26 protein-coding genes and 1 riboswitch are annotated in these 25559 nt (G+C 67.8%); of the genes, 17 read left to right on the plus strand and 9 right to left on the minus strand.

The genetic code is table 11. The features are described from left to right. The first annotated feature begins 64 nt into the window (after positions 1 to 64). The 4 genes from BGO82_RS04760 (at position 65) to dusA (ending at position 4419) form a co-directional block, all read left to right on the plus strand. Positions 65 to 1168, plus strand: a complete 1104-nt coding sequence (locus BGO82_RS04760) for a cis-3-hydroxy-L-proline dehydratase (RefSeq protein ID WP_291304405.1) — start codon at positions 65 to 67, stop codon at positions 1166 to 1168. A 127-nt stretch (positions 1169 to 1295) separates the two neighbouring features. Next, on the plus strand, positions 1296 to 2330 hold the full coding sequence (locus BGO82_RS04765) for a proline racemase family protein (RefSeq protein ID WP_291304406.1): 1035 nt from the start codon (positions 1296 to 1298) through the stop codon (positions 2328 to 2330). Beyond that, positions 2327 to 3337: an Ldh family oxidoreductase gene (locus BGO82_RS04770; protein WP_291304407.1), complete on the plus strand. Its 1011-nt coding sequence runs from the start codon at positions 2327 to 2329 to the stop codon at positions 3335 to 3337. Before BGO82_RS04765 ends, BGO82_RS04770 begins: the two co-directional genes overlap by 4 nt. Positions 3338 to 3408: 71 nt before the next feature. Continuing rightward, positions 3409 to 4419 carry a tRNA dihydrouridine(20/20a) synthase DusA gene (gene dusA, locus BGO82_RS04775; RefSeq protein WP_291304444.1) on the plus strand — a complete coding sequence of 337 codons (1011 nt, stop codon included), beginning with the start codon at positions 3409 to 3411 and terminating at the stop codon, positions 4417 to 4419. Between the two features lie 14 nt (positions 4420 to 4433). Here dusA and BGO82_RS04780 read toward each other — a convergent pair whose 3' ends face one another. The 3 genes from BGO82_RS04780 to BGO82_RS04790 form a co-directional block, all read right to left on the minus strand. Continuing rightward, positions 4434 to 4925, minus strand: coding sequence for a nucleoside deaminase (locus tag BGO82_RS04780; protein ID WP_291304408.1), 492 nt, complete (start codon positions 4923 to 4925; stop codon positions 4434 to 4436). Between the two features lie 26 nt (positions 4926 to 4951). Then, positions 4952 to 5638: a TIGR02281 family clan AA aspartic protease gene (locus BGO82_RS04785; RefSeq protein ID WP_291304409.1), complete on the minus strand. Its 687-nt coding sequence runs from the start codon at positions 5636 to 5638 to the stop codon at positions 4952 to 4954. 141 nt (positions 5639 to 5779) lie between these two features. Further along, positions 5780 to 6607, minus strand: a complete 828-nt coding sequence (locus tag BGO82_RS04790; RefSeq protein ID WP_291304410.1) for an adenosylcobinamide-GDP ribazoletransferase — start codon at positions 6605 to 6607, stop codon at positions 5780 to 5782. Positions 6608 to 6739: 132 nt separating this feature from the next. Between BGO82_RS04790 and cobT the strand changes: the two genes are divergently transcribed. After that, on the plus strand, positions 6740 to 7753 hold the full coding sequence (cobT, locus tag BGO82_RS04795) for a nicotinate-nucleotide--dimethylbenzimidazole phosphoribosyltransferase (RefSeq protein ID WP_291304411.1): 1014 nt from the start codon (positions 6740 to 6742) through the stop codon (positions 7751 to 7753). Here the strand turns inward: cobT and BGO82_RS04800 are convergent, their stop codons facing one another. From BGO82_RS04800 to BGO82_RS04810, 3 genes are all read right to left on the minus strand, one after another. After that, positions 7754 to 8155: a hypothetical protein gene (locus BGO82_RS04800; protein ID WP_291304412.1), complete on the minus strand. Its 402-nt coding sequence runs from the start codon at positions 8153 to 8155 to the stop codon at positions 7754 to 7756. After that, entirely contained in the window at positions 8130 to 8393 is a 264-nt protein-coding gene (locus BGO82_RS04805; protein WP_291304413.1) for a hypothetical protein, read from the minus strand. The genes BGO82_RS04800 and BGO82_RS04805 overlap by 26 nt, the downstream gene beginning before the upstream one ends. 69 nt (positions 8394 to 8462) lie before the next feature. Next, positions 8463 to 10013: a HAMP domain-containing sensor histidine kinase gene (locus BGO82_RS04810; RefSeq protein WP_291304414.1), complete on the minus strand. Its 1551-nt coding sequence runs from the start codon at positions 10011 to 10013 to the stop codon at positions 8463 to 8465. 96 nt (positions 10014 to 10109) lie between these two features. On the opposite strand from BGO82_RS04810, the gene BGO82_RS04815 reads away from it, so the two are divergent. Next, complete coding sequence (locus BGO82_RS04815) at positions 10110 to 10673, plus strand: thermonuclease family protein (RefSeq protein WP_291304415.1); 564 nt, start codon at positions 10110 to 10112, stop codon at positions 10671 to 10673. 132 nt (positions 10674 to 10805) lie between these two features. After that, on the plus strand, positions 10806 to 11285 hold the full coding sequence (locus BGO82_RS04820; protein ID WP_291304445.1) for an Lrp/AsnC family transcriptional regulator: 480 nt from the start codon (positions 10806 to 10808) through the stop codon (positions 11283 to 11285). Positions 11286 to 11486: 201 nt separating this feature from the next. Here the strand turns inward: BGO82_RS04820 and moaA are convergent, their stop codons facing one another. Then, a complete protein-coding gene (gene moaA, locus BGO82_RS04825) occupies positions 11487 to 12524 on the minus strand; it encodes a GTP 3',8-cyclase MoaA (RefSeq protein ID WP_291304416.1) in 1038 nt (345 codons plus the stop codon). Positions 12525 to 12599: 75 nt separating this feature from the next. Then, positions 12600 to 13193 carry a L,D-transpeptidase gene (locus BGO82_RS04830; protein WP_291304417.1) on the minus strand — a complete coding sequence of 198 codons (594 nt, stop codon included), beginning with the start codon at positions 13191 to 13193 and terminating at the stop codon, positions 12600 to 12602. A 234-nt stretch (positions 13194 to 13427) separates the two neighbouring features. Between BGO82_RS04830 and rpiA the strand changes: the two genes are divergently transcribed. The 8 genes from rpiA to BGO82_RS04870 all read left to right on the plus strand — a co-directional run bounded on the left by rpiA (position 13428) and on the right by BGO82_RS04870 (position 21894). Beyond that, entirely contained in the window at positions 13428 to 14120 is a 693-nt protein-coding gene (gene rpiA / locus BGO82_RS04835) for a ribose-5-phosphate isomerase RpiA (protein WP_291304418.1), read from the plus strand. 35 nt (positions 14121 to 14155) lie between these two features. After that, entirely contained in the window at positions 14156 to 14674 is a 519-nt protein-coding gene (locus BGO82_RS04840) for a DUF2059 domain-containing protein (protein WP_291304419.1), read from the plus strand. Positions 14675 to 14745: 71 nt separating this feature from the next. Then, positions 14746 to 16119 carry a glutathione-disulfide reductase gene (gene gorA / locus BGO82_RS04845; RefSeq protein ID WP_291304420.1) on the plus strand — a complete coding sequence of 458 codons (1374 nt, stop codon included), beginning with the start codon at positions 14746 to 14748 and terminating at the stop codon, positions 16117 to 16119. 53 nt (positions 16120 to 16172) lie between these two features. Beyond that, positions 16173 to 17552 carry a class II 3-deoxy-7-phosphoheptulonate synthase gene (locus BGO82_RS04850; RefSeq protein ID WP_291304421.1) on the plus strand — a complete coding sequence of 460 codons (1380 nt, stop codon included), beginning with the start codon at positions 16173 to 16175 and terminating at the stop codon, positions 17550 to 17552. 115 nt (positions 17553 to 17667) lie between these two features. Then, positions 17668 to 17741, plus strand: a riboswitch (cobalamin riboswitch). A gap of 53 nt (positions 17742 to 17794) precedes the next feature. Beyond that, positions 17795 to 18004 carry a CbtB-domain containing protein gene (locus BGO82_RS04855; RefSeq protein ID WP_291304422.1) on the plus strand — a complete coding sequence of 70 codons (210 nt, stop codon included), beginning with the start codon at positions 17795 to 17797 and terminating at the stop codon, positions 18002 to 18004. Between the two features lie 12 nt (positions 18005 to 18016). Next, a complete protein-coding gene (locus BGO82_RS04860; RefSeq protein WP_291304423.1) occupies positions 18017 to 18772 on the plus strand; it encodes a CbtA family protein in 756 nt (251 codons plus the stop codon). 87 nt (positions 18773 to 18859) lie between these two features. Next, positions 18860 to 20575, plus strand: a complete 1716-nt coding sequence (locus BGO82_RS04865; RefSeq protein WP_291304424.1) for an NAD+ synthase — start codon at positions 18860 to 18862, stop codon at positions 20573 to 20575. Then, complete coding sequence (locus BGO82_RS04870) at positions 20572 to 21894, plus strand: glutamate--tRNA ligase (RefSeq protein ID WP_291304425.1); 1323 nt, start codon at positions 20572 to 20574, stop codon at positions 21892 to 21894. Before BGO82_RS04865 ends, BGO82_RS04870 begins: the two co-directional genes overlap by 4 nt. Here the strand turns inward: BGO82_RS04870 and BGO82_RS04875 are convergent. Continuing rightward, positions 21839 to 22966: a DUF2865 domain-containing protein gene (locus tag BGO82_RS04875; RefSeq protein ID WP_291304426.1), complete on the minus strand. Its 1128-nt coding sequence runs from the start codon at positions 22964 to 22966 to the stop codon at positions 21839 to 21841. The two genes, BGO82_RS04870 and BGO82_RS04875, sit on opposite strands and share 56 nt — an antisense overlap. A gap of 208 nt (positions 22967 to 23174) precedes the next feature. Between BGO82_RS04875 and BGO82_RS04880 the strand changes: the two genes are divergently transcribed. Both BGO82_RS04880 and cysS read left to right on the plus strand, forming a co-directional pair. After that, on the plus strand, positions 23175 to 23642 hold the full coding sequence (locus BGO82_RS04880; protein ID WP_291304427.1) for a cytochrome c: 468 nt from the start codon (positions 23175 to 23177) through the stop codon (positions 23640 to 23642). Between the two features lie 424 nt (positions 23643 to 24066). Next, on the plus strand, positions 24067 to 25479 hold the full coding sequence (gene cysS / locus BGO82_RS04885; protein WP_291304428.1) for a cysteine--tRNA ligase: 1413 nt from the start codon (positions 24067 to 24069) through the stop codon (positions 25477 to 25479). Positions 25480 to 25559 lie beyond the last annotated feature (80 nt).

Genomic DNA, 25559 nt, shown 5'->3' on the forward strand with positions numbered 1-25559 from the left:
CCCAAACCCCTCCCCGCAAGGGGGAGGGGAGCCCGACTGAATCGCCGGTCGAAGGACAGCATCCATGAAAATCACCGCCATCCGCATCTACCAGGTCGATCTCCCGCTCCGCGAAGGCCGCTACAACTGGTCGGGCGGCAACTTCATGGAAGTGTTCGACTCGACCGTGGTCGCCGTCGAGACCGATGCCGGCATCACCGGCTATGCCGAATGCTGCCCGCTCGGCTCGGCCTATCTGCCCAGCTACGCCAGGGGCGTGCGCGCCGGCCTCGACGAGATCGGCCCGAAGCTCATTGGCCACGACCCCACCGACCTCTGGCCGCTCAACCACCACATGGACGCGGTGCTGCGCGGCCACCCCTACGTCAAGGCGCCCATCGACATCGCCTGCTGGGACATTCTCGGCCAGGTCGCCGGCCTGCCGGTGTACAAGCTGCTGGGCGGCGGCGAGCAGGATAAAATTGCGCTCTACCGCGCCATCAGCCAGGAAGACGCCGGGCGTATGGCTGAAAAGATCGCCGGCTACCGCGCCGAAGGCTACACCAAGTTCCAGCTCAAGGTCGGCGGCGATGCGGCCGACGACATCGCCCGCATCCGCGCCTGCCGCGCCATCCTCGCGCCCACCGACATTCTCGTCGCCGACGCCAACACCGGCTGGACCAAGGCCGACGCCGCCCGCGTCGTCGCCGCCGTGCGCGACCTCGACGTCTATATCGAGCAGCCCTGCATGACCTACGAGGAAAGCCTTTCCATCCGCCGCCGCACGGCGCTGCCCTTCGTCCTCGACGAGAACATCGGCTCGGTGCAGGATCTGGTAACGGGCATCGCCGAGGACGCCTTCGACGTCATCAACCTCAAGATTTCCAAGGTCGGCGGCCTCACCAAGGCAAAACAGATGCGCGACCTCTGCGTCAGCCACTCCATCCCGATGACCATCGAGGACACCTGGGGCGGCGACATCGTCACCGCCACCATCGCGCACCTCGCCCGCTCGACGCCCGAGCGCTTCTGCTTCACCGCCACCGACTTCAATTCCTACGTCACTGTCTCCACCGCCGACGGCGCCCCCCGACGCGAGCACGGCTTCATGACCGCCTCCGACCAGCCCGGCCTCGGCGTTACCCCCAAATGGGACGTGCTGGGCGATCCCGTGCAGGTGATCCGATGAGAGTATCGTGCGCGCTGCTCCCACCCCGCAGGGGGGGAGGAAGCCCGACTGAGCCATCGGTTCTATCGCCCCCCTCCCCCTTGCGGGGAGGGGCCGGGGGTGGGGGCCACACCCACCCGGGCCAGCCATGAGAACCACCCGTTCCATCGACATCGTCTCCTGCCACGCCGAGGGCGAGGTCGGCGACGTCATCGTCGGCGGCGTCGCGCCACCGCCCGGCGACACGCTGTGGGCCCAGTCGCGCTTCATCGCCACCGACCAGACGCTGCGTAATTTCGTCCTCAACGAGCCGCGCGGCGGCGTCTTCCGCCACGTCAATCTGCTGGTGCCGCCGAAAAATCCGAAGGCGCAGATGGGCTTCATCATCATGGAGCCCGAGGACACGCCGCCGATGTCGGGCTCCAACTCCATCTGCGTCGCCACCGTCCTGCTCGACACCGGCATCGTGCCGATGACCGAGCCCGAGACCCGCCTCACGCTCGAAGCTCCCGGCGGCCTCGTCGAGATCGTCGCCCAATGCCGTGACGGCAAGGCCGAGCGCATCACCGTCACCAACGTCCCGAGCTTCGCCGATCGCCTCGATGCAAAACTCGAGGTCGAGGGCCTGGGCACGCTCACCGTCGACACCGCCTATGGCGGCGACAGCTTCGTCATCGTCGATGCCGACGCGCTCGGCTTCGCCGTCGTTCCCGACGAGGCGCGCGATCTCGCCGAGACCGGCATCCGCATCACCCGCGCCGCCAACGAGCAATTGGGCTTCCGCCACCCCACCAATCCCGACTGGACGCACTATTCCTTCTGCCAGATCGCCCGCCCGGTGGAGCCGCGCGATGGCCTCCTGACCGCCGCCAACGCCGTCGCCATCCAGCCCGGCAAGATCGACCGCTCGCCCACCGGCACCGGCGCCTCCGCCCGCATGGCGGTGCTGCGCGCCAAGAGGCAGATGCAGGTCGGCGACCGCTATCTCGCCCGCTCCATCATCGGCTCGGAGTTTCTGGGCCGCATCGAGGCCGACACCATGCTGGGCGGCAAGCCCGCCATCATCCCCTCGATCTCCGGCCGCGCCTGGATCTGCGGCAAGCGTACCGAGATGCTCGATCCTGCCGACCCCTGGCCCCAGGGCTACAAGCTCTCCGACACCTGGCCGCGGATCGCCCCGTGACCGACGCGCGCATCTCCACCGCCGACCTCGCCGCGCTGCTCGCCATCATCTTCCGGCGCCACGGCTGCAGCGACATCGTCGCCAAAACCCTCGCCGACAACATGGCGGCCGCCGAGCGCGACGGCGCCCACAGCCACGGCGTCTTCCGCGTCGCCGGCAATCTCGGCTCGCTCGACAGCGGCTGGGTCGACGGCAGGGCCGTTCCCACGCTCGAGGACGTGGCTCCGGGCGTGCTGCGCGGCGACGGCCACAACGGCTTTTCGCTGCCGCTGCTGGAGCTGGCGCGCGCCCCGCTGATGGCCAAGGCCCGCCAGAACGGCCTCGCCATGCTCAGCGTCCGCAACGCCCATCATTTCAGCGCCGTCTGGCCCGACATCGAGCCCTTCGCCCGCGAGGGCTTCGTGGCGCTGGCCATGATCAACTCCATGTCGAACGTCGTTCCACACGGCGGCAGGACGCGCCTCTACGGCACCAACCCCATGGGCTTCGCCGTGCCGCGCGATCCCGACCCCATCGTCTTCGACCAGGCCTCGTCGGGCTGGTCCAATGGCGACGTGCAGATCGCCCGCCGCGAGGGCAGGGCGCTCCCTCCGGGCATCGGCGTCGACCGTGACGGCAACCCCACCACCGATCCCGACGCCGTGCTCGAGGGCGGCGCGCTGCTGCCCTTTGGCGGCCACAAGGGCTCGTCCATCGCCATGATGATGGAGATCATGGGCGCCGCGCTCGCCGGCGGCGACTATTCGTGGGAGATCGACTGGAGCCGCCATCCCGGCGCCGCCACGCCGCATGGCGGCCAGACCTACATCCTCATCGACCCCAACCGCGGCAACGCCCGCAATTTCGCCGCCCGCATCGAAACCCTGGTCGAGGCCATCCACGCCGCCGGCCAGCAGCGCCTCCCCGGCGACCGCCGCTACGCCAACCGCCGCATCAACACCGCCCAGGGCATCCCGCTCCCCGCCGAAACCCTGAACCATCTCCGCGCCCTCGCCGAAGACCGCTGAGCCCGATCCCGCGCCTTGCTTGTCCGCACGCCGCCGATGCTCTAGGACGGGCGCGTCGTAACCCCCATATCCTGCTCGTGACCGAAAAAACCACATCGCTGGCCGAGGCGCGCCGCTTCTCCGTTGCGCCTATGATGGATTGGACCGACCGGCATTGCCGGTTTCTCCATCGCTTGCTGACGCGCCGGGCGCTGCTGTTCACCGAGATGGTGACCAGCGCCGCCATCGTGCATGGCCCGCGCGATCGGCTGCTCGGCTTCGATGCGGTCGAGCACCCGGTCGCCGTGCAGCTCGGCGGCTCCGATCCGAGGGAGCTGGCCGAGGCGACACGCATCGCCGCCGCCTTCGGCTATGACGAGATCAACCTCAATGTCGGCTGCCCGTCCGACCGCGTGCAGTCGGGCCGCTTCGGCGCCTGCCTGATGGCCGAACCCGAGCTCGTCGCCGACTGCGTGCGCGCCATGCGCGACGCCACCGACCTTCCGGTCACCGTCAAATGCCGCATCGGCATCGACGAGCAGGACATCGAGGCGCCGCTCGACCGCTTCGCCGACCTCATGGCCGAGGCGGGCGTCGCGGCGCTCTACGTCCATGCCCGCAAGGCGTGGCTCAAGGGCCTGTCGCCGAAGGAGAACCGCGAGATCCCGCCGCTCGATTACGGCCGCGTCTATCGTCTCGCCGCGCGCCTGCCGGTGCCGGTGCTGCTCAATGGCGGCATCAAATCGCTGCACGAGGCCGAGGATCATCTGGCGTCCGTCTCCGGCGTCATGCTGGGCCGCCTCGCCTACCACGAGCCGATGCGGCTCGCCGCGGTCGACGGCCGCTTTTTCGGCGAGGCCGCACCGTCCGTCGAGCTGCGCCCCGTCGTCGAGGCCATGGCCGCCTATGCCGAGCGCGAGCTCGCCAGGGGCGCGCGCCTCAACGCCATCACCCGCCACATGCTCGGCCTCGCCGCCGCCCGCCCGGGCGCGCGCACCTTCCGCCAGATCCTCAGCGTCGATGCGGCGAGGCGCGGCGCCGGTCCCGAAATCCTCCTCCGTGCCCTCGACGCGCTGGAGCCGGATCTGCAGCTCGCGGTGTAGCGTCGTTCTCGTCGCTATCCCTTCGACGACCAGAACTCCGCCTGCAATCGTGCCGCCTCGTCAGCCAGCAGCGGCCCCACCACTTCGGTCGGCCGCTGCCCCGCGGCGAACACCACCGCGCAGGGCAGGTCCAGCGTCGGGTTCTCCTCATGTGCGCCGGTCTGCGCCTTGAGGTCGCGCTCGCTCTGGCCGAACACCACGCGGCCGATGCCGGCCCAGTAGATCGCGCCGGCGCACATCGCGCAGGGCTCCGCCGAGCTGTAGAGCGTGCAGTGCTGCAATTGCTCGAGGCTGAGATGCGTCGCCGCCCACGAGGCGAGCAGCCGCTCGGCATGCGCCGTGCGGTCGCCGCCCGCCGCGCTGAAGCCGTTGCCCTGTTCGCGCAGCACCGTGCCCTGCGCATCCGCCAGCAGCGCGCCGAACGGATGGTCGCCGCTTGCGCGCGCCCGCTGCGCCACGGCAAAGGCCTGCCGCAGCAGCCGCTCGTCATCGTCGCGTTGGGGCATGTCGGCCTCCCTTGGATCGGCCGACCCTAGTCGGAGAGTTCGAGCTTGTCGCCTGCCACCGAATAGCGGCTCAGCGTTTCGAGGAAGGTCATGCCGAGCAGGCTCCCGTCGAGCGCCCCGCGGTCGGCGACGAAGGCCTGCACGCGCTTGCGCCTTATGCCGCCCACCTCCATCTCGGCCAGCGTCACCACCGCGGCGCGGCCGGTGCCGTTGGCCGTGGTCACCGGCGTGTCGAAATTCAGCGCCTCGACGTCGATGCCGGCCTTGCGGGCGTCGGCGTAGGACAGCACCACGGCGCTGGCGCCGGTGTCGAACAGCAGCGCCATGTCGGCGCCGTTCACCCGCGAGGCCACGAGGAAATGCCCGTCGAGGCCGCGCGTGAAGCGGGCCGTGCCATTGCGCGAATCGATCACCGCCGAGGTCGGCGACAACTCGCCGAACACCCGCGCCGCCACGCCCTTGATGTCCTCGCGATAGGTGTAGCCCACCAGCGAGACGACGAAGATCGCGCCCCACATGGCCACGTTGGCAACGATGGTCGAAAACTTCTGCCGCCGCGAGAACGCTCCGGCGGCAAACACGATCGCCAGCACCACCAGCACGATCAGCTGCGCGAATTGCGCCTGCGACAGCCCGAGCACGGTCCCGGCATCGGCGCTCACCAGCAGCCCGATCCCCACCGCCACCAGCAATGCGACACCGACAAACAGCATGGCCGGAATAGTGGGGACGATTGGGGCGAAATCAAGCGTCCACCGCGGTTGGCCGATCGAGCCCTCTAGGGATCGATCGGCCAGAGCGCAAAGAAGACCCTCATAGCGAAGCTAGGGCGGGGGGAGCCGTCAGCATCGCGCTCACACGAACACCATGAACCCCGTCAGCACCGCCACCTCCACCAGCGCCATCAGCGCGCCGATCAGATCGCCGGTCTGCCCGCCGATCAGCCGCCGGCACAGCGTCACCCAGCCCCACACCACCAGCGCGCCCAGCGCATAGGCGACCACCAGCCCCGCAACGCTCACCGCGAACGCCGCCAGGACGAAGCTCAGCACCACCATGAACACCGCGCCGATGCCGAAGGCCTGCCGCGACACCTGTCCGGCGGCCGCCGCCGCTCCGCCGGTGCGGGCCGCCGGCAGCGCCACGGTCAGCCACAGCGCCCCCGAGCGCGCCATCACCGTGGCCGCCAGCCACACGCCCGCCGCTTCCAGCGGATTGGCGATCGCGCCGATGGCGGCGATGCGCAGCGCCAGCAGCAGCGCGATGGCGCAGACGCCATAGGTGCCGTGCCGGCTGTCCTTCATGATCGCCAGCCGCGCCTCGACGTCGTGCCCGCCGAACAATCCGTCCAGCGCATCCGCCAGCGCGTCCTCGGCCATGCCGCCGGTCACCGCCACCATTGCCGCCACCGCCAGCGCCGCCGCGAAATAATGCGGCACGTTCAGCCATTCGAGCCCCAGCAGCACCAGCACCGGGCCGATGCCGATCGCCAGGCTGGCAAAGGGCAGGGCCAGCGCCATGCGCGTGAGGTTCGGCCGCCGGTGCGGCGCGTTCCCGGTGGGCAGCCGCGAAAAGAAGCGGATGCCCATCAGCAGATCGTCGCCGAATCGGACGTCCCCCTTGAGCGGGTTGTTGTCGTTGGTCGGGCGCGGCGCGGGCGCCCCCGTCGGGTCGTCGGTCAATTGCGGGTCCGCCAGGATGGTTGCCGCCTTGTCCCACCGAAGCACAGGCCAGGCAAGCACCGCCCCGGCCGGATGGGACTAGGCGCGGGCGCAGACTCGGCGCATGAAGGCCGCCCACCGGGAGCGTCCGCCATGCCTGCCAGCCCCTTCGCCGAAATCCTCGAGCTCCTGACCATCGTGCCGGAGGGCGACGAGGCGGCGGTCGACGCCGTGCGCCGGCACGACGCCCAGCTCACCAAGCCGCCCGGCTCGCTCGGCCGGCTCGAGGGCCTGGTCGAATGGCTGGCGCGCTGGCAGGGCAAGTCGAAGCCCACCTTCGACGATCCGATGGTAGCGATCTTCGCCGGCAATCACGGCGTCACCGACCAGGGCGTCAGCGCCTTCCCGCGCGAGGTGACGGCGCAGATGGTCGCCAATTTCACCGAGGGCGGCGCCGCCATCAGCCAGATCTGCGCCCAGCACGAGCTCAATCTGCGGGTCTTCGAGCTGGCGCTGGAGCTGCCCACCGGCGACATCACCCGCACCGTCGCCATGGACGACAAGATGTGCGCCGCCACCATCGCCTACGGCATGGAGGCCATCGCCGGCAAACCCGACGTGCTCGGCATCGGCGAAATGGGCATCGGCAACACCACGATCGCCGCCGCCCTCTACGCCGCGCTCTACGGCGGCAGCGGCGCCGACTGGGTCGGGCGCGGCACCGGCGTCGACGATGCCGGACTGCGCCGCAAGGCCGACGCCGTCGACCGCGCCCTCGAGCGCCACCGCGCCAACCTCACCGATCCGCTGTCGATCCTCGCCCGCCTCGGCGGCCGCGAGATCGCCGCCATGCTGGGCGCCATCATCGCCGCCCGCCAGCAGCACATCCCGGTGGTCGTCGACGGCTTCGTCGCCACCTCCGCCGCCGCCATCGCGCACGCCGTCAATCCGGCCGCCATCGACCATTGCCTGTTCGCCCACGCCTCGGCCGAGACTGCCCATCGCAAGGTGCTGGACCGCCTCGGCGTCCGCCCGCTGCTCGACCTCGACATGCGCCTGGGGGAGGGGAGCGGCGCCGCCCTCGCCATGGTCCTCGTCAAGACCGCGCTGCACCTGCACCAGCACATGGCGACCTTCCAGAGCGCCGGCGTCAGCGGCAAGGACTGACTACCAGCAGAAGGTCGCCGTTTTCGCCGGGCCGTCAAAGGTCAGGACGCCCTTGCTTAGCATGTCCATGCCGAGAACGGCGTCGAACTCTGGCTGGCGGTGAATGAGTCCCGCCAGCCGACGGTCCCGAAATAGCGTTGGCATGTCAGGATCGAGGGCGAGATCACCGTGAAACAGGTCGATGGCTACTCTACCGGCCGGCGTAATCATTTCGTCCTCGCCGACATTGGGAAGCGACACTGCGACTGCGATCTCCACGCTGACCGACGTATGGGTCGCTCCTGTGTCGATGAGCGCGTCGATCCAGTGAATGTTGTCTTTGCCGCCTTCGGATTTTGGCAGGGCCAATCCCATCCGCACGATGAGGCCGATCGCCTCAATGCGTATCGGGATGCAGCGCATACGACCAGGCACCAAGGGTTATGACCCGGTCCGTAACTTCCTGCACAGAGAAATGCCCGCGGCCGAATGTACGTGAGCCAAACTGAACCGCGTCCGCGAAAGTATCGAAAGACCTCTCAATCTTGCGCTGATGCAGCACGACGAACTTGCCTGGAATGCGGAGCATCAACTCAGGCAAAAGTTGCTTGAACGCCTCGTAGTTGTCGTGAACTTCGCGTTTGGCGCCGTCATGTTTCATTCGTCGAACCCAACGTTGCGCATACCAGCAACATAGACACTCGGAGCCTCGATTCAATGGCATGCCGCCTCACCCGTGCGTGCCGTCGGCCTCCGAGTAGATCTGCAGCTTGTGCCGCTTCTCGACCACCGGCGCCAGCGCGTCCATCACCCGGGCGCGCGGGAAGGTGGCGATCACTTCGGTGCCGAAGCGCAGCTTCGAGAACAGGTCGAACCGCCCCTGGTGCAGCTCCATGATCTTCTGCACGATCGGCAGGCCGAGTCCCGCGCCCTGTTCCGCCGTCTTCTGCGCCAGGCTCCCCTGACCGAACGAGCTCAGCACCGTGGCGATCTCCTCCTCGGGAATCCCGGGGCCGTTGTCGCGCACCGAGATCATCTGCCCGCCGTCGGGCGAGCGGTTGACCACGCACTGGATCTTGCCCGATTGCGGCGTGAACTTGATGGCGTTGCTGAGCAGGTTCAGCAGCACCTGCCGGATGGCGCGCTCGTCGCCCCACAGCTTGGGCAGATTGTGGCCATAGCTGAAGGTCAGCTCGATGCTCTTGGCCTTGGCGCGGATCTCCATCATCCGCCGGCAGTCCTCGGCGATGTCGACCAGCGACACCGCCTCCTCGTTGAGCTCGTACTTGCCCGCCTCGATCCGGCTCAGGTCGAGCAGCTCGTTGATCAGGTTGAGCAGGTGCTGGCCCGAGCGGTGGATGTCGCCGGCATATTCCTTGTACTGCGGCACCTGGTGCGGCCCCAGCAGCTCCGATTGCAGCACCTCGGAAAAGCCGATGATGGCGTTGAGCGGCGTGCGCAACTCGTGGCTCATCGTGGCGAGGAACTGCGACTTGGCGATGTTGGCCTGCTCGGCATGCCGCCGCGCTTCGTCCGACATCTCGCGCGCTTCTTCCAGCTCGTTGATCAGCTGGTCCTTTTCGGCCTGGTGCATGATCTCCTCGAGCTTGGAGCCATGCAGTTGCCGCGCCAGGTAGACGAAGAACACCTCGCCGCCGCACAGCACCGCCGCCAGCGACCAGTTGAGCGTGTTGAGCGGCCCGCCGATCCAGATCAGGTTGATCGCCACCGTCAGCGCCACCGGCAGCGTCGACATCAGCGTGGCGCCGGGCAGGGTGCGCGTCGACACCGCATTGGTGGCGATGCCCACCAGCGCCAGCGCGAACATCACCACCACCAGGCTCGCTTCGTCGGTGCCGAACAGCGTGAACAGCGCCAGCAGCGCCCACGACACGCCGTAGATGGTCTCGACCGTGATGAACGTCGCCGTCCACCGGGCGGCGTTGAACTTTTCCGGCGACGCCGCCTTGAACCGCCGCGCCGCCAGGACCACCGCCACATTGGACGCCGCGACCAGCCCCGCCCAGCCCGCCGCGACATACACCGGCACCCACAGGCTCGAAAACAGCGCCAGGATGGCGAACACCACCGGCAGCACCAGCGCGCCCCAATTGCGCGCATCGGCATATTCGTCGAGCAGCTCGAAATCGAAATCGGCGCGGGTGCCCGACGACGAGGTCAGGCGCTGGCGGGCGTCGAATACCGTCTTCTGCGCATTGCGGCGCAATTCGCGCCCCATCTGGGAGCGCACATCGGCCTGGTTGGCAGGCTCAAACGGCATCACGCTGGTACTCGACGAACTCGATACTGCGAAAAGCAAACGCATTCGCTACGCTGAAGCGGGACCCTAGCCGGATCATGGTTAAGAGGCGGTGAAATGCGGCAGTCGGTTTGGGGCAATCGCGGCAGGGTCCGGCCGCCGCGCGGCGTGCTGCCGGTGCTTGCGCTGCTGGCGGTCGGCGCCGTCGCTTTGGCCCGCTGGCAGCCCGACGCCACGCCCCTCGTCGGGCCGGCGACCGCCATCGATGGCGACACCCTGCGCCTCGGCACCGCGCGCATCCGGCTCGTCGGCCTCGACGCGCCCGAGCTCGACCAGACCTGCACCCGCCCCGACGGCGCCGAATGGTCGTGCGGTACCGAGGCCAAGGCATTCCTCGCCGCCGCGCTGGCACGGCACGACGTCGCGTGCACCCGCCAGGGCCGCGATGTCTACGGCCGCGCCCTCGCCAGGTGCAGCGCCAACGGCAACGACATCGGCGCTGCCCTCGTCGCCGCCGGCTGGGCCATCGACGAGGGCGGCTACGCCGCCGAAGCCGACGCCGCTCGTGCCGGCGATCTCGGCATCTGGTCGGGCAGCTTCGATCGCCCGTCCACCTGGCGGCGCGACCACGGCACCGATCGGCCGGGCCCGTGGGAGTGGATGAGAAGCTGGTTCCAGTAGGTTGACTCCATCCCGCGTTTGCGCAACGAATTTTCGTTGACTGGCCGAATGTGCGCTTGCTATTGCGCTAACCGCGGCTCTTTGCGGCATTTTCCGCAAAGCAATTTCAAAATTGACGAGGGACCCATGGCTCTGGACAAGATCGACCGGAAGATATTGGCGCTGTTGCAGAAGGATGCCACCACCCCCGTCGCCGAGATCGGTCGCAAGGTCGGCCTCAGCACCACGCCATGCTGGCGCCGCATCCAGAAGATGGAGGAGGACGGCGTCATCAAGGGCCGCGTCGCCATCCTCGATCCAGCCCGCATCAACGCCGGCGTCACCGTCTTCGTGTCGATCCGCACCAACGAGCACAACGACGCCTGGATGCGGAAATTCTCGTCCGTCGTCGACGATTTCACCGAGGTGGTCGAATTCTACCGCATGAGCGGCGAGGTCGATTACCTGCTGCGCGTCGTCGTCCCCGACATCGCCGCCTACGACGCCTTCTACAAAAAGCTCATCGGCAAGATAAACCTCACCGACGTCAGTTCGTCCTTCGCCATGGGCCAGATCAAATACACCACCGCCCTGCCGCTGGAATTCGTCTCGGTCGCCGACGACGACAAATAGGTGAATGGTGAGTGGTGAATAGTGAATGGTGATTGGTAAGGGGCGATAGCCCTTGCTGTGCGAACGGCATCAGACCACCGCCTTCCCATTCACCATTCACCATTCACCATTCACCATTCACCATTCACCATTCACCATTCACCATTCACCATTCACCATTCACCATTCACCATTCACCATTCACCATTCACCATTCACCATTTAGCCCCCCGTCACATTCATATGCCGCGCCAGCGCCGGCCCGGTGTGGTCGCGGTCGAGCACGAAGTCGTGGCCCTGGGGCTTGATCCGCATGGCGCGGTCCAGCGCCGCGTCGAGGCCTGCTGGCCCGTCGCCACGCAGCACCGCCCGCAAATCCACCATGTCGTCCTGCCCGAGGCAGAGATAGAGCTGCCCCGTCGCCGTCAGCCGCACGCGGTTGCAGCTCTCGCAGAAATTGTGACTCATCGGCGTAATAAACCCGAGCAAGCCATTGGTTTCCTTCACCCAGTCGTAGCGGGCAGGGCCCCCGGTCCGGTGCGCCGTCGGCTCCAGCGTGTACTTTGCCGCCAGCCGCTCGCGCAGTTCCCTGAGCGGCAGGTACGACTCGACCCGGTCGATCCCGACCTCGCCCAGCGGCATGCCTTCGATCAGCGTCAGGCCGAAGCCGCGCCCATGCGCGAAGGCCAGCATGGCCTCGATCTCGTCGTCGTTGACGCCCCGGATCGCCACCATGTTGAGCTTGATCGCGAGGCCGGCCTCCGCCGCCGCATCGATGCCGTCGAGCACGTCGCCGATCCGCCCGCGTCGCGTGATCTCGCGGAAGCGCGCCTCGTCCAGCGTGTCGAGCGACACGTTGATGCGCCGCACGCCGGCGCCGGCCAGCCGCGTCGCATAGCGCCGCAACTGGCTGCCATTGGTGGTGAGGGTCAGCTCGTCGAGGCCATGGCCGATAAAGCCGCCCAGCCGCTCCACCAGCTCGAGGATGTCGCGCCGGACCAGTGGCTCGCCGCCGGTCAGCCGGATCTTGCGCGTGCCGCGCGCGATGAACGCCGAGGCGATGGCGACGATCTCCTCGAAGCCCAGCACCTCGGATTTGGGCAGGAACTGCATGTGCTCGGACATGCAATAGACGCAGCGGAAGTCGCAGCGGTCGGTGACGCTGATCCGCAGATAGCTGATCTGCCGGCCGAAGCGGTCGATCAGCGGCCGCACGGCGCCGGTGGGCGCAAGGTCGCGCTGCGCAAGGAGCAGGGTCATGGCGCAAGGATAGCCGCCGCCGCGGCAAACAAAAAGGCCGGTCCCGAAGAACCGGCCGCGGTGAATTGACCGCTTTTACTGGTGCACGACCACCAGCGAGCCGACCCTTACCCGGTCGTAGAGGTCGATGATGTCCTCATTGGTCAGCCGGATGCAGCCCGACGACACCGCCTGGCCGATGGTCCACGGCTCCGAGGTGCCGTGCAGCCGGTACAGGGTCGAGCCGATATAGAGCGCCCGCGCGCCCAGCGGGTTGTCCGGGCCGCCGGGCATGTAGGCCGGCAGGTCCGGCACGCGCTTGCGCATCTCGGCGGGCGGCGTCCAGCCCGGCCACTCGGCCTTGCGCGTGATCTTGTGCTGCCCCGACCAGCGGAAGCCGTCGCGACCGACGCCGATGCCGTAGCGCAGGGCCTCGCCGTCGCCGAGCACGAAATACAGCCGGCGCTCCGCCGTCTCGACCACGATCGTGCCGGGCTTGAGCTTGGTCGGATAGTCGACGGTCTCGCGCGGGATCGGCGTATAACGGCCGCGCCCGTTGGAGGTGACGGTCCGTTCTTCCCATCTGTTGGTGTCGGGATTGTAGTAGAGCTTTGCCATCGCCGGAGCCGCACCGGAAACGGAGAAAGCAGCCGCGCCGAGCGCGGTAAGCAGCAGGTGACGTCGATTCATATTTTGCCTCTGAGCGATGCCGGGCCACGAACCCCCAGCGGATCGTATGAATTTTGCTTAGCTAAATTGCAGTTTTCCCGGAAGTCTTGCTCATCTTGTTTTGAGCAACCCGACCGGCGCAAATGCGTCGTGTGTTGCGGCAAAGCGACATTCTGCTTCACCAACGCGTGAAGAACGGCGGTTGACAGGGCAATTTGCGCCTTCTAGCACCGCCGCGGGGCGAGGGAGGCACCGGTGAGCGACGATCTCAAACGCATGGCGGCGGCCGCGGCGCTCGCCGAGATTCGGCCCGGCATGCGCCTCGGCCTCGGCACCGGGTCCACGGCGCGGCATCTGGTCGATCTGGTGGGGGCCCGGGTGCGCGAGGGGCTCGACGTGCTCTGCGTGCCGACCTCCGAGGCCACGGCCGCCCAGGCGCGGGGCCTCGGCATTCCGCTGACCACCCTCGAGGACACCCCCGAGCTCGACCTGACCATCGACGGCGCCGACGAGATCGGCCCCGGCCTCAGCCTGATCAAGGGCGCCGGCGGCGCCCTGCTGCGCGAAAAGATCGTCGCCGCCGCGAGCCGGCGCATGGTGGTCATCGCCGACGCCGGCAAGCGCGTCGCGGCGCTCGGCCGCTTCCCGCTCTCCATCGAAGTCAACCGCTTCGGCCTGCGCGCCACGCAGATCGCCGTCGAGCGCGTCGCTGCCCGGCACCGCGCCGAAGGCCCCGTCGAGCTGCGCCTCGCCCCCACCGGCGAGCCGTTCGTGACCGACGGCGGACACCTCATTCTGGATGCTTTTTTTGGCCGCATTTCCGCGCCAGAAGCGCTTTCGACCGACCTGCACGAGGTGCCGGGCGTGGTCGAGCACGGGCTGTTTCTCAAGCTTTGCCAAAGGGCCTACGTCGCCGCCGCGGATGGCGTAGAAACGATCGACGCGTGACGCGCAACGTCACCAACCGGGGGTTATTGGAGACCATGACTATGTATCTGTCGCGCCTGACCAAATGGGCCGCCATGGCGGTGCTGGCCGTCGCCCTGGCCTGCGGTGCCGCCGCGCCCGCGCTGTCGCAGGAAATCGCGCCCGAAACGTTGGCATTGGCGCGCAAATACGTGGATCTCACGAACAAGGCGCAGCTTTATCAGGCCATTCTCGCCCAGACCGCTGCCCAGACGAGCAAATTGCTCACCCAGCAGAACCCCGACCTCAGCGACAAGATCGATGCCGCCATCGGCAAGATCCTTGACCAGTACAAGGACAAGAGCGGCGATCTCTACGACCAGTTCGCCCGCGTCTATGCCACCACCTTCACCCCCGACGAGCTCAAGCAGATGAACGACTTCTATTCGAGCCCGGTCGGCGTCAAGCTCGCCAGCTCCGCCCTCGACATCAACAACGGCATCAAGCAGGTGATGCAGGTCTTCACCTACAATTTCGGCACCGAGTTCGTCACCAAGGTGCGCGCCGAGCTCAAGGCCCAGGGCTACAAGTTCTGATCCCTCGCCGATCGCCGCATTCCGGACCCCGCCTTGTGCGGGGTTCTTTTTTTGCGTAGGCGAGGGGTGTCATGGCTCACGACTACGATCTGATCGTCATCGGCGCCGGCTCGGGGGGCGTCCGCGCCGCCCGTGTCGCCGGCAATCTCGGCGCCCGCGTCGCCATCATCGAGGAATACCGCGTCGGCGGCACCTGCGTCATCCGCGGCTGCGTCCCCAAGAAGCTCTTCGTCTACGCCTCGCGCTTCGCCGATCTGTTCGAGGTCGCCGGCTCCTTCGGCTGGACCACGACCGCCGAATTCGACTGGCCGACCCTGGTCCGCAACAAGGACAGGGAGATCGCCCGGCTCGAAAAGGCCTATGTCTCGGGGCTCGAAAGCGCCAGGGTGGAGATCATCCGCGACCGCGCCATTGTCACCGGCCCCAACAGCGTGCGGCTCGCCCGCGACGGCCGCGTGCTCAGCGCCCGCTACCTCCTCGTCGCCACCGGCGGCCACCCGCACATCCCCGACATCCCCGGCCGCGAGCTCGGCTTCACCTCCAACGAAGCCTTCCACCTCGAGCGCCTGCCGCATTCCGTGCTGATCGAGGGCGGCGGCTATGTCGCGCTCGAATTTGCCACCATCTTCGCCGGGCTGGGCGTCGACACCACCGTGATCTACCGCGGCCGCCAGATCCTGCGCGGCTTCGACGACGATCTGCGCACCGGCCTCGAAGCCGGCATGCAGGAGCGCGGCGTCAAGTTCATCTACGAAACCACCATCCGCGCTCTGGAGAAATTGGGCGACGAAATATCAGTCCAGTTTTCCGACGGCGTCGCCGCCCCCTTCGGCGGCGTCATGTTTGCCACCGGCCGCCGCGCCAATACCGCCGGGCTCGGCCTTGAGCAGGCCGGCGTCACCCTCACCGAGAAGGGCGCCGTCCAGGTCGACAAATATTCGCGTACCTCGGTGCCCTCGATCTACGCCGTCGGCGACGTCACCGGCCGCGTCGAGCTCACCCCCGTCGCCATCCGCGAGGGCTGGTACTTCGCCGAGACCGTGTTCAACGACAACCCGATGGCCGTCGACCATTCGCTCATCGGCACCGCGATCTTTGCCGAGCCCGAGGCCGCCACCATCGGCCTCACCGAGGCCGAAGCCGCCACGCATGGCGACATCGACGTCTACGTCACCCGCTTCCGTCCGATGCTCAACACGCTGTCGGACAGCCTGCAGCGCATGCTGCTCAAGCTCGTCACCGAGGCCGATGGCGGCAAGGTCCTCGGCGTCCACGTCCTCGGCCCGGGCGCCGCCGAGCTCGTCCAGATGGCCGCCATCCCCCTCGGCATGGGCGCCACCAAAGCCGATTTCGACCGCGCCATGGCCATGCACCCCACCGCCGCCGAAGAGCTCGTCACCTTCAAGGCTCCCACCACCCGCTACCGCGGCGGCGTGAAGGTTTGACCCCAAACGGCGGAGGCGTTACGACGCGCCGGCAATCCATCGCGAGTATCACCATGAGCACCTGGACCCCCGATAGCTGGCGGCAGAAGCCGATCTCGCAGGTGCCGGCCTATCCCGATGCGACGCGGCTGGCGGCCGCCGAAAAGCAGCTCGCGAGCTTTCCGCCGCTGGTGTTCGCCGGCGAGGCGCGCGAGCTCAAGGCGCAGCTGGCCGAGGTCGCGCATGGCCGCGCCTTCCTGCTGCAGGGTGGCGATTGCGCCGAAAGCTTCGCCGAGCACGGTGCCGACCACATCCGCGATTTCTTCCGCGTCTTCCTGCAGATGGCGATCGTCCTCACCCACGGCGCCGGCAAGCCGGTGGTGAAGGTCGGCCGCATCGCCGGCCAGTTCGCCAAGCCGCGCTCCGCCGACACCGAGACCATCGACGGGGTGACGCTGCCCTCCTATCGCGGCGACATCATCAACGACATCGGCTTCAGCGAGGGCGCCCGCGTGCCCGATCCGGAGCGCCTGCTGCTCGCCTACCGCCAGTCGGCGGCGACGCTCAACCTGCTGCGCGCCTTCGCCACCGGCGGCTATGCCAATCTCGCCCGCGTGCACGAATGGACCATGGGGTTCATGAAGGATTCGACGGCCTCGGGCCGCTTCGACGAGGTGGCCCGCAAGATCGACGACGCCATCGACTTCATGCGTGCCCTGGGCCTCACCCCCGACAACACCCCGGCGCTGCGCGAAACCAAGTTCTACACCAGCCACGAGGCGCTGCTGCTCGGCTACGAGCAGGCGCTCACCCGCCGCGACTCGATCACCAACGACTGGTACGCCACCTCCGGCCACATGCTGTGGATCGGCGACCGCACCCGCCAGCCCGACGGCGCCCATGCCGAATATTTCTCCGGCATCAAGAACCCCGTCGGCATCAAATGCGGGCCGTCGCTGTCGGGCGACGATCTGCTGCGTCTGCTCGACCAGCTCAATCCCAACGACGAGGCCGGACGCGTCACGCTCATCTGCCGCTTCGGCTCCGACAAGGTGAAGGAGCATCTGCCGCGCATCATCGAGACCGTGCGCCGCGCCGGCCGCACCGTGGTGTGGTGCTCCGACCCGATGCACGGCAACACCGTCAAGGCCGCCAACGGCTACAAGACCCGGCCCTTCGACCGGGTGCTGAGCGAGGTCCACTCCTTCTTCCAGATCCACCGCCAGATGGGCACCTATGCCGGCGGTATCCACATCGAGATGACCGGCGACGACGTCACCGAATGCACCGGCGGCAGCGTCGGCGCGGTGACCGAGGCCAGCCTCAAGGACCGCTACCACACCTATTGCGACCCGCGCCTCAACGCCAGCCAATCGCTCGAGCTCGCTTTCCTCGTCGCCGAGGAGATCCGCGTCCAGCGTCCCGCCCGCCAGGTGGCCGTCAACGCGATCTGAGCTTTACGCGGTTGTCCGAACGAGCCCCCTCGGGCTCGGTCGGACAGAGCAGGAAGACTAAAGCTTGACGCCCCGGTCCTGGGGCGCATACTCAACACGTGCACGTCGTGGGCTTGGAAGCGGGTGGAACTCCCGCGCGGTCGCGCCACTGTAACCGATGAACGCCCACCGGCGTATTGGAAGTCAGACCCGGCCACGGCATCGCGAAACTTCAACGGGACGCGAAATCCCAAGGAGACATGATGTCCGATATCGCAATGGCGCCAGAGGCGCTGCCGCAACCCATCCCGCTCCGCGAGCTGCTGCCCTGGCTGCTCCTGGCCACGCTGCTGGCGCTGATCGCCATCTATTTCGTCGGCGCGGAGCAGGGGGCCACCTCGCTCATTTCGGGGACTTGGGTGCATGAGTTTGTGCATGACGGCCGGCATATGCTCGGCTTTCCCTGCCATTAGGGGAGAACGTGCATGGCTCGAACGTTCCTGGTCCGCGGCCTGGTCTGCGGCCTGATCGCCGGTATTCTGGTTTTTCTCGTGGCTCGGATCTATGGCGAGCCCAATGTCGACGGCGCCATCGGCTTCGAGGAGCAGCTCGCCCATCTCGCCTCCGGAGCGCATGAGCACGAGGAGGAGATCGTTTCCCGCGACGTGCAGGCGAGCTGGGGCCTGTTCGTCGGCGTCATGGTCTACGCCACGGCGCTCGGCGGGCTGTTCTCGCTGCTCTACGCCTATGCCTGGGGGCGCATGGGCCGTCTCGGCGCCCGCATGAGCGCCGCGCTGCTCGCCGCCGCCGCCTTCGTCGCGGTGTACGTGGTGCCGTTCGCCAAATACCCGGCGAACCCGCCCTCCGTCGGCAACCCCGACACCATCGGCTTCCGCACCGCGCTCTATTTCGGCATGATCGTCATCTCCATCGTGGCGATGGTTGCTGCGGTCAATCTCAGCCGGGCGCTGCTCCGGCGCTGGGGCGCCTGGAACGCCGCCATCGCCGGCGGCGCCGCCTTCCTCGTCCTGGTCGCCATCGCCTGCTATCTGATGCCGACGATCAACGAGGTGCCCGACGGCTTCCCCGCGACGCTGCTCTGGCAGTTCCGCACCGTGGCCTTCGCCCTGCAACTGGTGCTGTGGACCAGCCTCGGCCTGAGCTTCGGCTGGCTGACCGAGCGGAGCATGGCGGCCCATCCTGCGCCCGGTTCGCCGGCCCTGTCGGCCGCCCGCCGCTGAACGGCCGCTTGCGCCGAACCTTGAGCCGCTTGCCCTGTCCGGGGTGAGCGGCTAATCGTTCGCGCGCACCCAACCGGAACCTGCCCAGTGGTCGATCGTCTGCGCATCGCACTCGCCCAGCTCAACCCCAAGGTGGGCGACCTCAAGGGCAACCTTGCCCTCGGCCGCGACGCGCTGGCCCGCGCGGTGGCCGAAAAGGCCGACATCCTGATGCTGTCGGAGCTGTTCCTCACCGGCTATTTCCCCGAGGATCTGTTCTTCAAGCCGCGCTTCATCGACGACGCGCTGGCGACCGCCGGCGAGCTGGTACGCGCCACCAAAGGCACCGGCGTCGCCCTGCTGCTGCCCACCGTCTGGCGCGAGGGCCACAAGCTCTACAACGCCGTGCTGCATGCCGAGGACGGCAAGGTCGTCGCCCGCCGCTACAAGCGCGAGCTGCCCAACGACGACGTGTTCTACGAAAAGCGCTACTTCGCCGCCGGCCCGCTGCCCGAGCCGATGCAGATCAAGGGCGTCACCATCGGCGTGCCGATCTGCGAGGACATCTGGCACCAGCCGGTCAGCGACTATCTGATGGCGCAGGGCGCGCAATTGCTGCTCTGCCCCAACGGCTCGCCCTACTGGGCCGACAAGCAGCACATCCGCAAGGACCTGATCCGCGCTCGCACGCACGAAACCGGCCTGCCGGTGCTCTACCTCAACCAGGTCGGCGGCCAGGACGAGCTGGTGTTCGACGGCGCCTCCTTCGCCATGGAGCCTGGAAATAGACTGGTGTTCCAGGGCCGGAGCTTCGAGGCCGACTTCATCGTTTCCGACTGGGAGCGCGGCAAGGCCGGCTGGCGCTGCGCCAAGGGCGACATCGTCGAACTCGCCTCCACCGACGAGGCCCCCTGGCAGGCCATGCTGCGCGGCCTGCGCGACTATGTGCGCAAGAACGGCTTCAGCCAGGTGGTGCTCGGCCTGTCGGGCGGCATCGACAGCGCCATCGTCGCCGCCATCGCCGCCGACGCGCTGGGGCCCGACAACGTCCACACCATCATGCTGCCCTATCGCTACACCTCCGAGGACAGCCTCAAGGATGCGAAGGATTGCGCCACGCGCCTCGGCGTCCGCTACGACATCGTGCCCATCGGCAAGCCGGTCGACGCGGCGCTGGCCGAATTGCAGCCGGTGTTCGGCGACAGGCCCGTCGACCTGACCGAGGAGAACATCCAGTCGCGCATGCGCGGCCTCGTGCTGATGGCCGTCTCCAACAAGACCGGCGCCATGCTGCTCACCACCGGCAACAAGTCGGAGATGGCGGTGGGCTACGCCACCATCTACGGCGACATGAATGGCGGCTTCAACCCGATCAAGGACCTGTTCAAGATGGAGGTCTATCGGCTCGCCGCCTGGCGCAACGCCCACGTCCCCGACGGCAGCCTCTGCCCGCATGGCGACGTCATCCCGCAATCGATCATCGACAAGGCGCCCTCGGCCGAGCTCCGGCCCGACCAGAAGGACCAGGATTCGCTGCCGCCCTATCCGATCCTCGACGAGGTGCTGACCGGTCTGATCGAGGACGAGCTGTCGGTGGCCGAGATCGTCGAGAAAGGGCAGGGCCGCTTCGACCGCGCTTTGGTCAAGCGCGTCGAACGCCTGGTGCTGCTCGCCGAATACAAGCGCCGGCAGGCCGCCCCCGGCGTCAAGCTGACCAAAAAAGCCTTCGGCATCGGCCGCAAATACCCCATCACCAACGGCTATCGCGACGACAGCGAGATGGTGCTGCGCGAGCCCGCCCCGGCGCGGCAGGGCGTGCAGTGAGCACCATCGTCCGCTACGCTCCGTCGCCCACCGGCCGCCTGCATCTGGGCAATGCCCGGCCGGCGCTGCTCAACTGGCTCTACGCCATCCGTACCGGCGGCACCTACATCCTGCGCCTCGACGACACCGACACCGCCCGCTCGACCGACCAATTCGCCCGCGCCATCGAGGCGGACCTCGACTGGCTCGGCGTCCGCCCCGACCTCGAGGTCCGGCAGTCCGATAGAATGGCGCTTTACGATGCGGCGCGCGACCGGCTGATCGCCGCCGGCCGCCTCTATCCGGCCTACGAGACCGAGGACGAGCTCGAGATCAAGCGCGGCCGCGCCCGCCTCCTCGGCAAGCCGCCGATCTACGATCGCGCTGCGCTGGCGCTGACCGACGAGCAGAAACGCCGCTACGAGGCCGAGGGCCGCCAGCCGCACTGGCGCTTCAAGCTCGACGGCCGGCCGGTCGAGTTCAACGACCTGATCAAGGGGCCGCAGACCGTCAACACCGCCTCGATGTCCGACCCGGTGCTGATCCGCGCCGACGGCTCCTATCTCTATACGCTGTGCTCGGTGGTCGACGACATCGATCTCGGCGTCACCCAGGTGATCCGCGGCGAGGACCACGTCAGCAACACCGGCACGCAGATCGAGATCTTCGAGGCGCTGGGCGGCCGCGTGCCGGAATTCGCGCACCACAATCTGCTGACCGGCGCCGAAGGCGAGGGGCTCAGCAAGCGCCTGGGCTCGCTGTCGCTGGGCGAGCTGCGCGAGGCCGGCTACGAGGCGATGGCGGTGGCGCTGGTCGCGACGCTCACCGGCAGCAGCCTGCCGGTCGAGCCCTATCCCGACCTCGCCGCGCTGGCGGCGAGGCTCGACCTCACGATGATCTCGCACGGCTCCGCCCGTTTCGATCCGGCCGAGCTCGACAGCCTCAACGCCCGCATCCTGCACGCCATGCCGTACGAGACGGCGCGGCCACGCCTGCCGCGCGCCATCGGCGCCGCCGCCTGGGACATCCTGCGCGCCAATCTGCAGAAATTCTCCGACATCGAGCTGTGGGCGGCCGTCATCGAGGGCGATCTGCGGCACCCCGCCGCCCCGGACGACCGGGCGTTCCTCGCCGAAGCCAGCGAGCTGCTGCCGCCCGAGCCGTGGGACGAAACCACCTGGGCCAAATGGACTGCCGCGCTCAAGGAAAAATCCGGCCGCAAGGGCAGGGCGCTGTTCCATCCGCTGCGGCTGGCGCTCACCGGCCGCGAGGATGGGCCCGAGCTCAAGTCCCTGCTGCCGCTGTTGGGGCGTAGGGCGTGTCGGGACCGACTATCCTGACGCGCTTGTCGCCGAACATCACGATGCGTTCGGGATCGTTGCTCGCCTGCTTGACCACCACCGGCTTGGGCGCCTCGCCCGGCGCGGCAGGACGCGGCCGCGGCAGCGGAATGTCGACATAGTCGGCGCGGGCCACGTCGACCACCGTGGCGTCGGTCGGCCGCCGCGGATCGCGGATCGGCAGCGGAAAGATCTGCCCGTCGAAGCTGATCATGGCGCGGCTGCTCCCGTCGGGCAGCGCCGCGAGGTTGATCGAGCCGTAGTCGACCTTGGGCTTGCAGGTGTTGTTGGGATCGTAGCTGGTGCGGTAGGCGAAGGCCGTCGGCAGCGATTTGTACGGCACCCCCTGCAGGTTGATCATCTGGTCGGGCTCCTGGCCGGGATTGTCGTAGTAGTAAAGATCGACATCCATGCCCGGGCACTGCGCCTGGCATTCGAGCAGATCGTTCTGCGCATAGTCGATCAGCGTCGAATAGCTGATCGGCCAGTAATAGCCGTCGACCTTGCGCACGCACACCGTGCGGATCGTCTCATAGCCTTGCTGGCCCGAGAATTCGTCGCCGCGCGTCGCCACGCCGTCGCCGAAATTGTCCTCGAAGGCGCCGAACAGCTGGTCGAACAGGCTGCCGCGCTGCTGCGGCGCGCTGGCGGTGCGGCTGTTGCAGTTGAAGCGCGCCATCTCCTGCAGGATCGCCTCGCGCTGCTGCGACACGGCGTTGCCGGTATCGGCCTGGCTCGAGATCTTCTTGAGGTCGGCGCGCGCCGACAGCACCGCTCGCGCCTCGGCCCGGCACTGCGCGTTGAGCTGCTGGCCGGCCTTGGCGGCGGCGTTGCAGCCGTCGCGCACATAGCGGCTTTCCGTCGCCGTCACCGCGTCCTGCGCCGCGCGCACCCGGTCGTTGATGTCGCCCAGGCCGGAGAAGCCGCCATTGCGCTCGATCTGCTGCAGGGTATTGGCCAGCGCCTGGCAGTTGCGCGACTGCGCGAACGCGGCGTTGGCGTCGAGCCCGAACATGGTCAGGGCCACGATCAGCAGCGCCAGGCGCAGCAGCAATGTCTTTGCAACAGCCATGAAGTCCAAACGACGAGCCCGATCCCGCAACCGACCTAGCGCAGCAATTAGCCCAAAATCGGACCTATTGCGATGCCACCACTGTAGCGGCAGCGACCGTCACCGCAACGTGAAGATTGTGAACACGGTTCCTGGAATATGTGATCTTGCAAGGCGTTAGCGATCCTGCAAGCGTCCGCCCGCCAACGACACCGGAGAACTCCCCCCGATGCCCCTATCCAGGCCCGCCATCCTGTCCATCGCCGTCCTCGCTTTGCTGGCCGGTTCGGCCGCCGCGCAGCAGACCCTGCCGCCGGTCGACCCCGCCATCGCCACGATGAGCGTCGACCAGAAGGTCGAGATGCGCCAGAAGCTGATGAAGGAGGACGGCCTGCTGCTGCGCCAGGCCAGGTCCGCCACCGGCGACGCCGCGGTGCAGGCCGCCACCACGGTGCTGCAGAACTTCGTCAATTTCCCCGCCCTGTTCGCCGACGGCGCCAACAACACCATCTCCGAGGCGGATTCCCACATCTGGGACGATTTCGACAAATTCGCCGATATCTTCAGACAGGGCCAGGTCGACGCCGGCAACATGCTCGCCGCCGCCAAGGCCGGCGACCAGGCCGCCTATGCCGCCGCCTATAAATCGCTCAGCCAGAAATGCTTCGAATGCCACCAGACCTACCGTATCGACTGATCCCGCTCGCCGCCCTCGCGCTCGCGGCGCTGGCCGTCCCGGCGGCGCGGAACTGAAGCTTCTCACGCTGGAACCGCGTTGGCTGTGGGCTTGCTCCACTGCACCACCAGTCCCTGCGGCTCCATCGCCCCCCTCCCCCTTGCGGGGAGGGGACGGGGGTGGGGGCCGCATCCCTGGCACGATCGCTTCCGCGCGACGGCAAGCCCTGGTTTCCGGGGCATTCATGCTGTTGGACGCGGCCTCTTGCTTTCGTCCGCGTTCATCGTAGATTGCGCGCCATGAAAACCGCTTCGGCGATCTCGATTATCGGCTCGATTATTTGCTGCTAACACCTGTTGGCGGCGCGGTTTCCTTCATTTGTCCTATCGCAAGTCGGAAAGAGCCCGCTGCCAGCGCGTCACCACGTTGAGGCATCGGCTCGTTCATGGCTTCGGACCTGACACTCAGGCTCTACAACACGCTGACCCGCAGCAAGGAGGAGTTCGTCCCCCTCGATGCGGACAATGTGCGCATGTATGTGTGCGGCCCCACGGTCTATGACTTCGCCCACATCGGCAACGCCCGCCCGGCGATCGTCTTCGACGTGCTGTTCCGGCTGCTGCGCCACGTCTATGGCGAAAGCCACGTCACCTACGTCCGCAACATCACCGACGTCGACGACAAGATCAACGCCCGCGCCGCCCGCGATTTCCCCGACCTGCCGCTGAACGAGGCGATCCGCCGCGTCACCGAGACCACCGCCGCGCAGTACCAGCAGGACGTGGCGGCCCTCGGCTGCCTGCCGCCCAATGTGCAGCCGCGCGCCACCGAGAACATCGCCGAAATGCAGGCGCTCGTCGGCAAGCTGCTCGCCAACGGCCACGCCTACGAGGCGGCGGCGGTGGGCGAAGTGCTGTTCGACGTCCGCTCGATGCCCGACTACGGCGCGCTCAGCGGCCGCGACCTCGAGCACAACCTCGCCGGCGCCCGCGTCGAGGTCGATGCGCACAAGCGCAATCCCGCCGATTTCGTGCTGTGGAAGCGTTCGTCCGCCAGCGAGCCCGGCTGGGACTCGCCCTGGGGCCGCGGCCGCCCCGGCTGGCATCTCGAATGCTCGGCCATGTCCGAGCGCTATCTCGGCGAGGTGTTCGACATCCACGCCGGCGGCCTCGATCTGATCTTCCCGCACCACGAGAACGAGATCGCCCAGTCGCGCTGCGCCCACGGCACCCCGCTCATGGCCCGCCTCTGGCTGCACAATGGCTTCCTCCAGGTCGAGGGCCAGAAGATGAGCAAGAGCCTGGGCAATTTCGTCACCATCCACGAGCTGCTGGCGACCGACAAATTCGGCGGCCGCGCCTGGCCCGGCGAAGTGCTGCGCCTCGCCATGCTGATGACCCACTACCGCGAGCCCATCGACTTCACCGTCAAGCGGCTCGAGGAGGCCGAGGACAAGCTGCGCGGCTGGCAGCGCGTCGCCGCCACCGCCGGCAGCGCCGGCTCGGTCGACGCCGCGGTGCTGGAGGCGCTGGGCGACGATCTCGGCTTCCACCGCGCCTCGGTGGCGATGGACGGCCTCGCCCGCGCCGCCAATCGCGGTGACGCCGCTGCCGCCGCCGGCCTCGCTGCGACGCTGCGCTTTTTCGGCTTCAGCACCGATGCCCTCCTGAAGAGCGCCGCGGTGTTCGACACCTCGCGCATCGACGACGCCGTGGCCGCCCGCCTCGCCGCGCTCAACGCCCGCGACTTTGCCAAAGCCGACGAAATCCGCGCCGCCCTCGCCGCCGAGGGCGTCCAGCTCATGGATTCCAAAAACGACGCCGGAGAGCGCGTCACCAGATGGGAGATCAAGCGGTGAGGCCGCCACCTGCGCCCCCTCCCCCTTGCGGGGCAGTGTTTACATTAGACTGTGATTGGATTCTTCTTGGGTTGAGGTGA

This window comes from Devosia sp. 67-54 (assembly GCF_001899075.1).
Classification (GTDB): domain Bacteria; phylum Pseudomonadota; class Alphaproteobacteria; order Rhizobiales; family Devosiaceae; genus Devosia_A.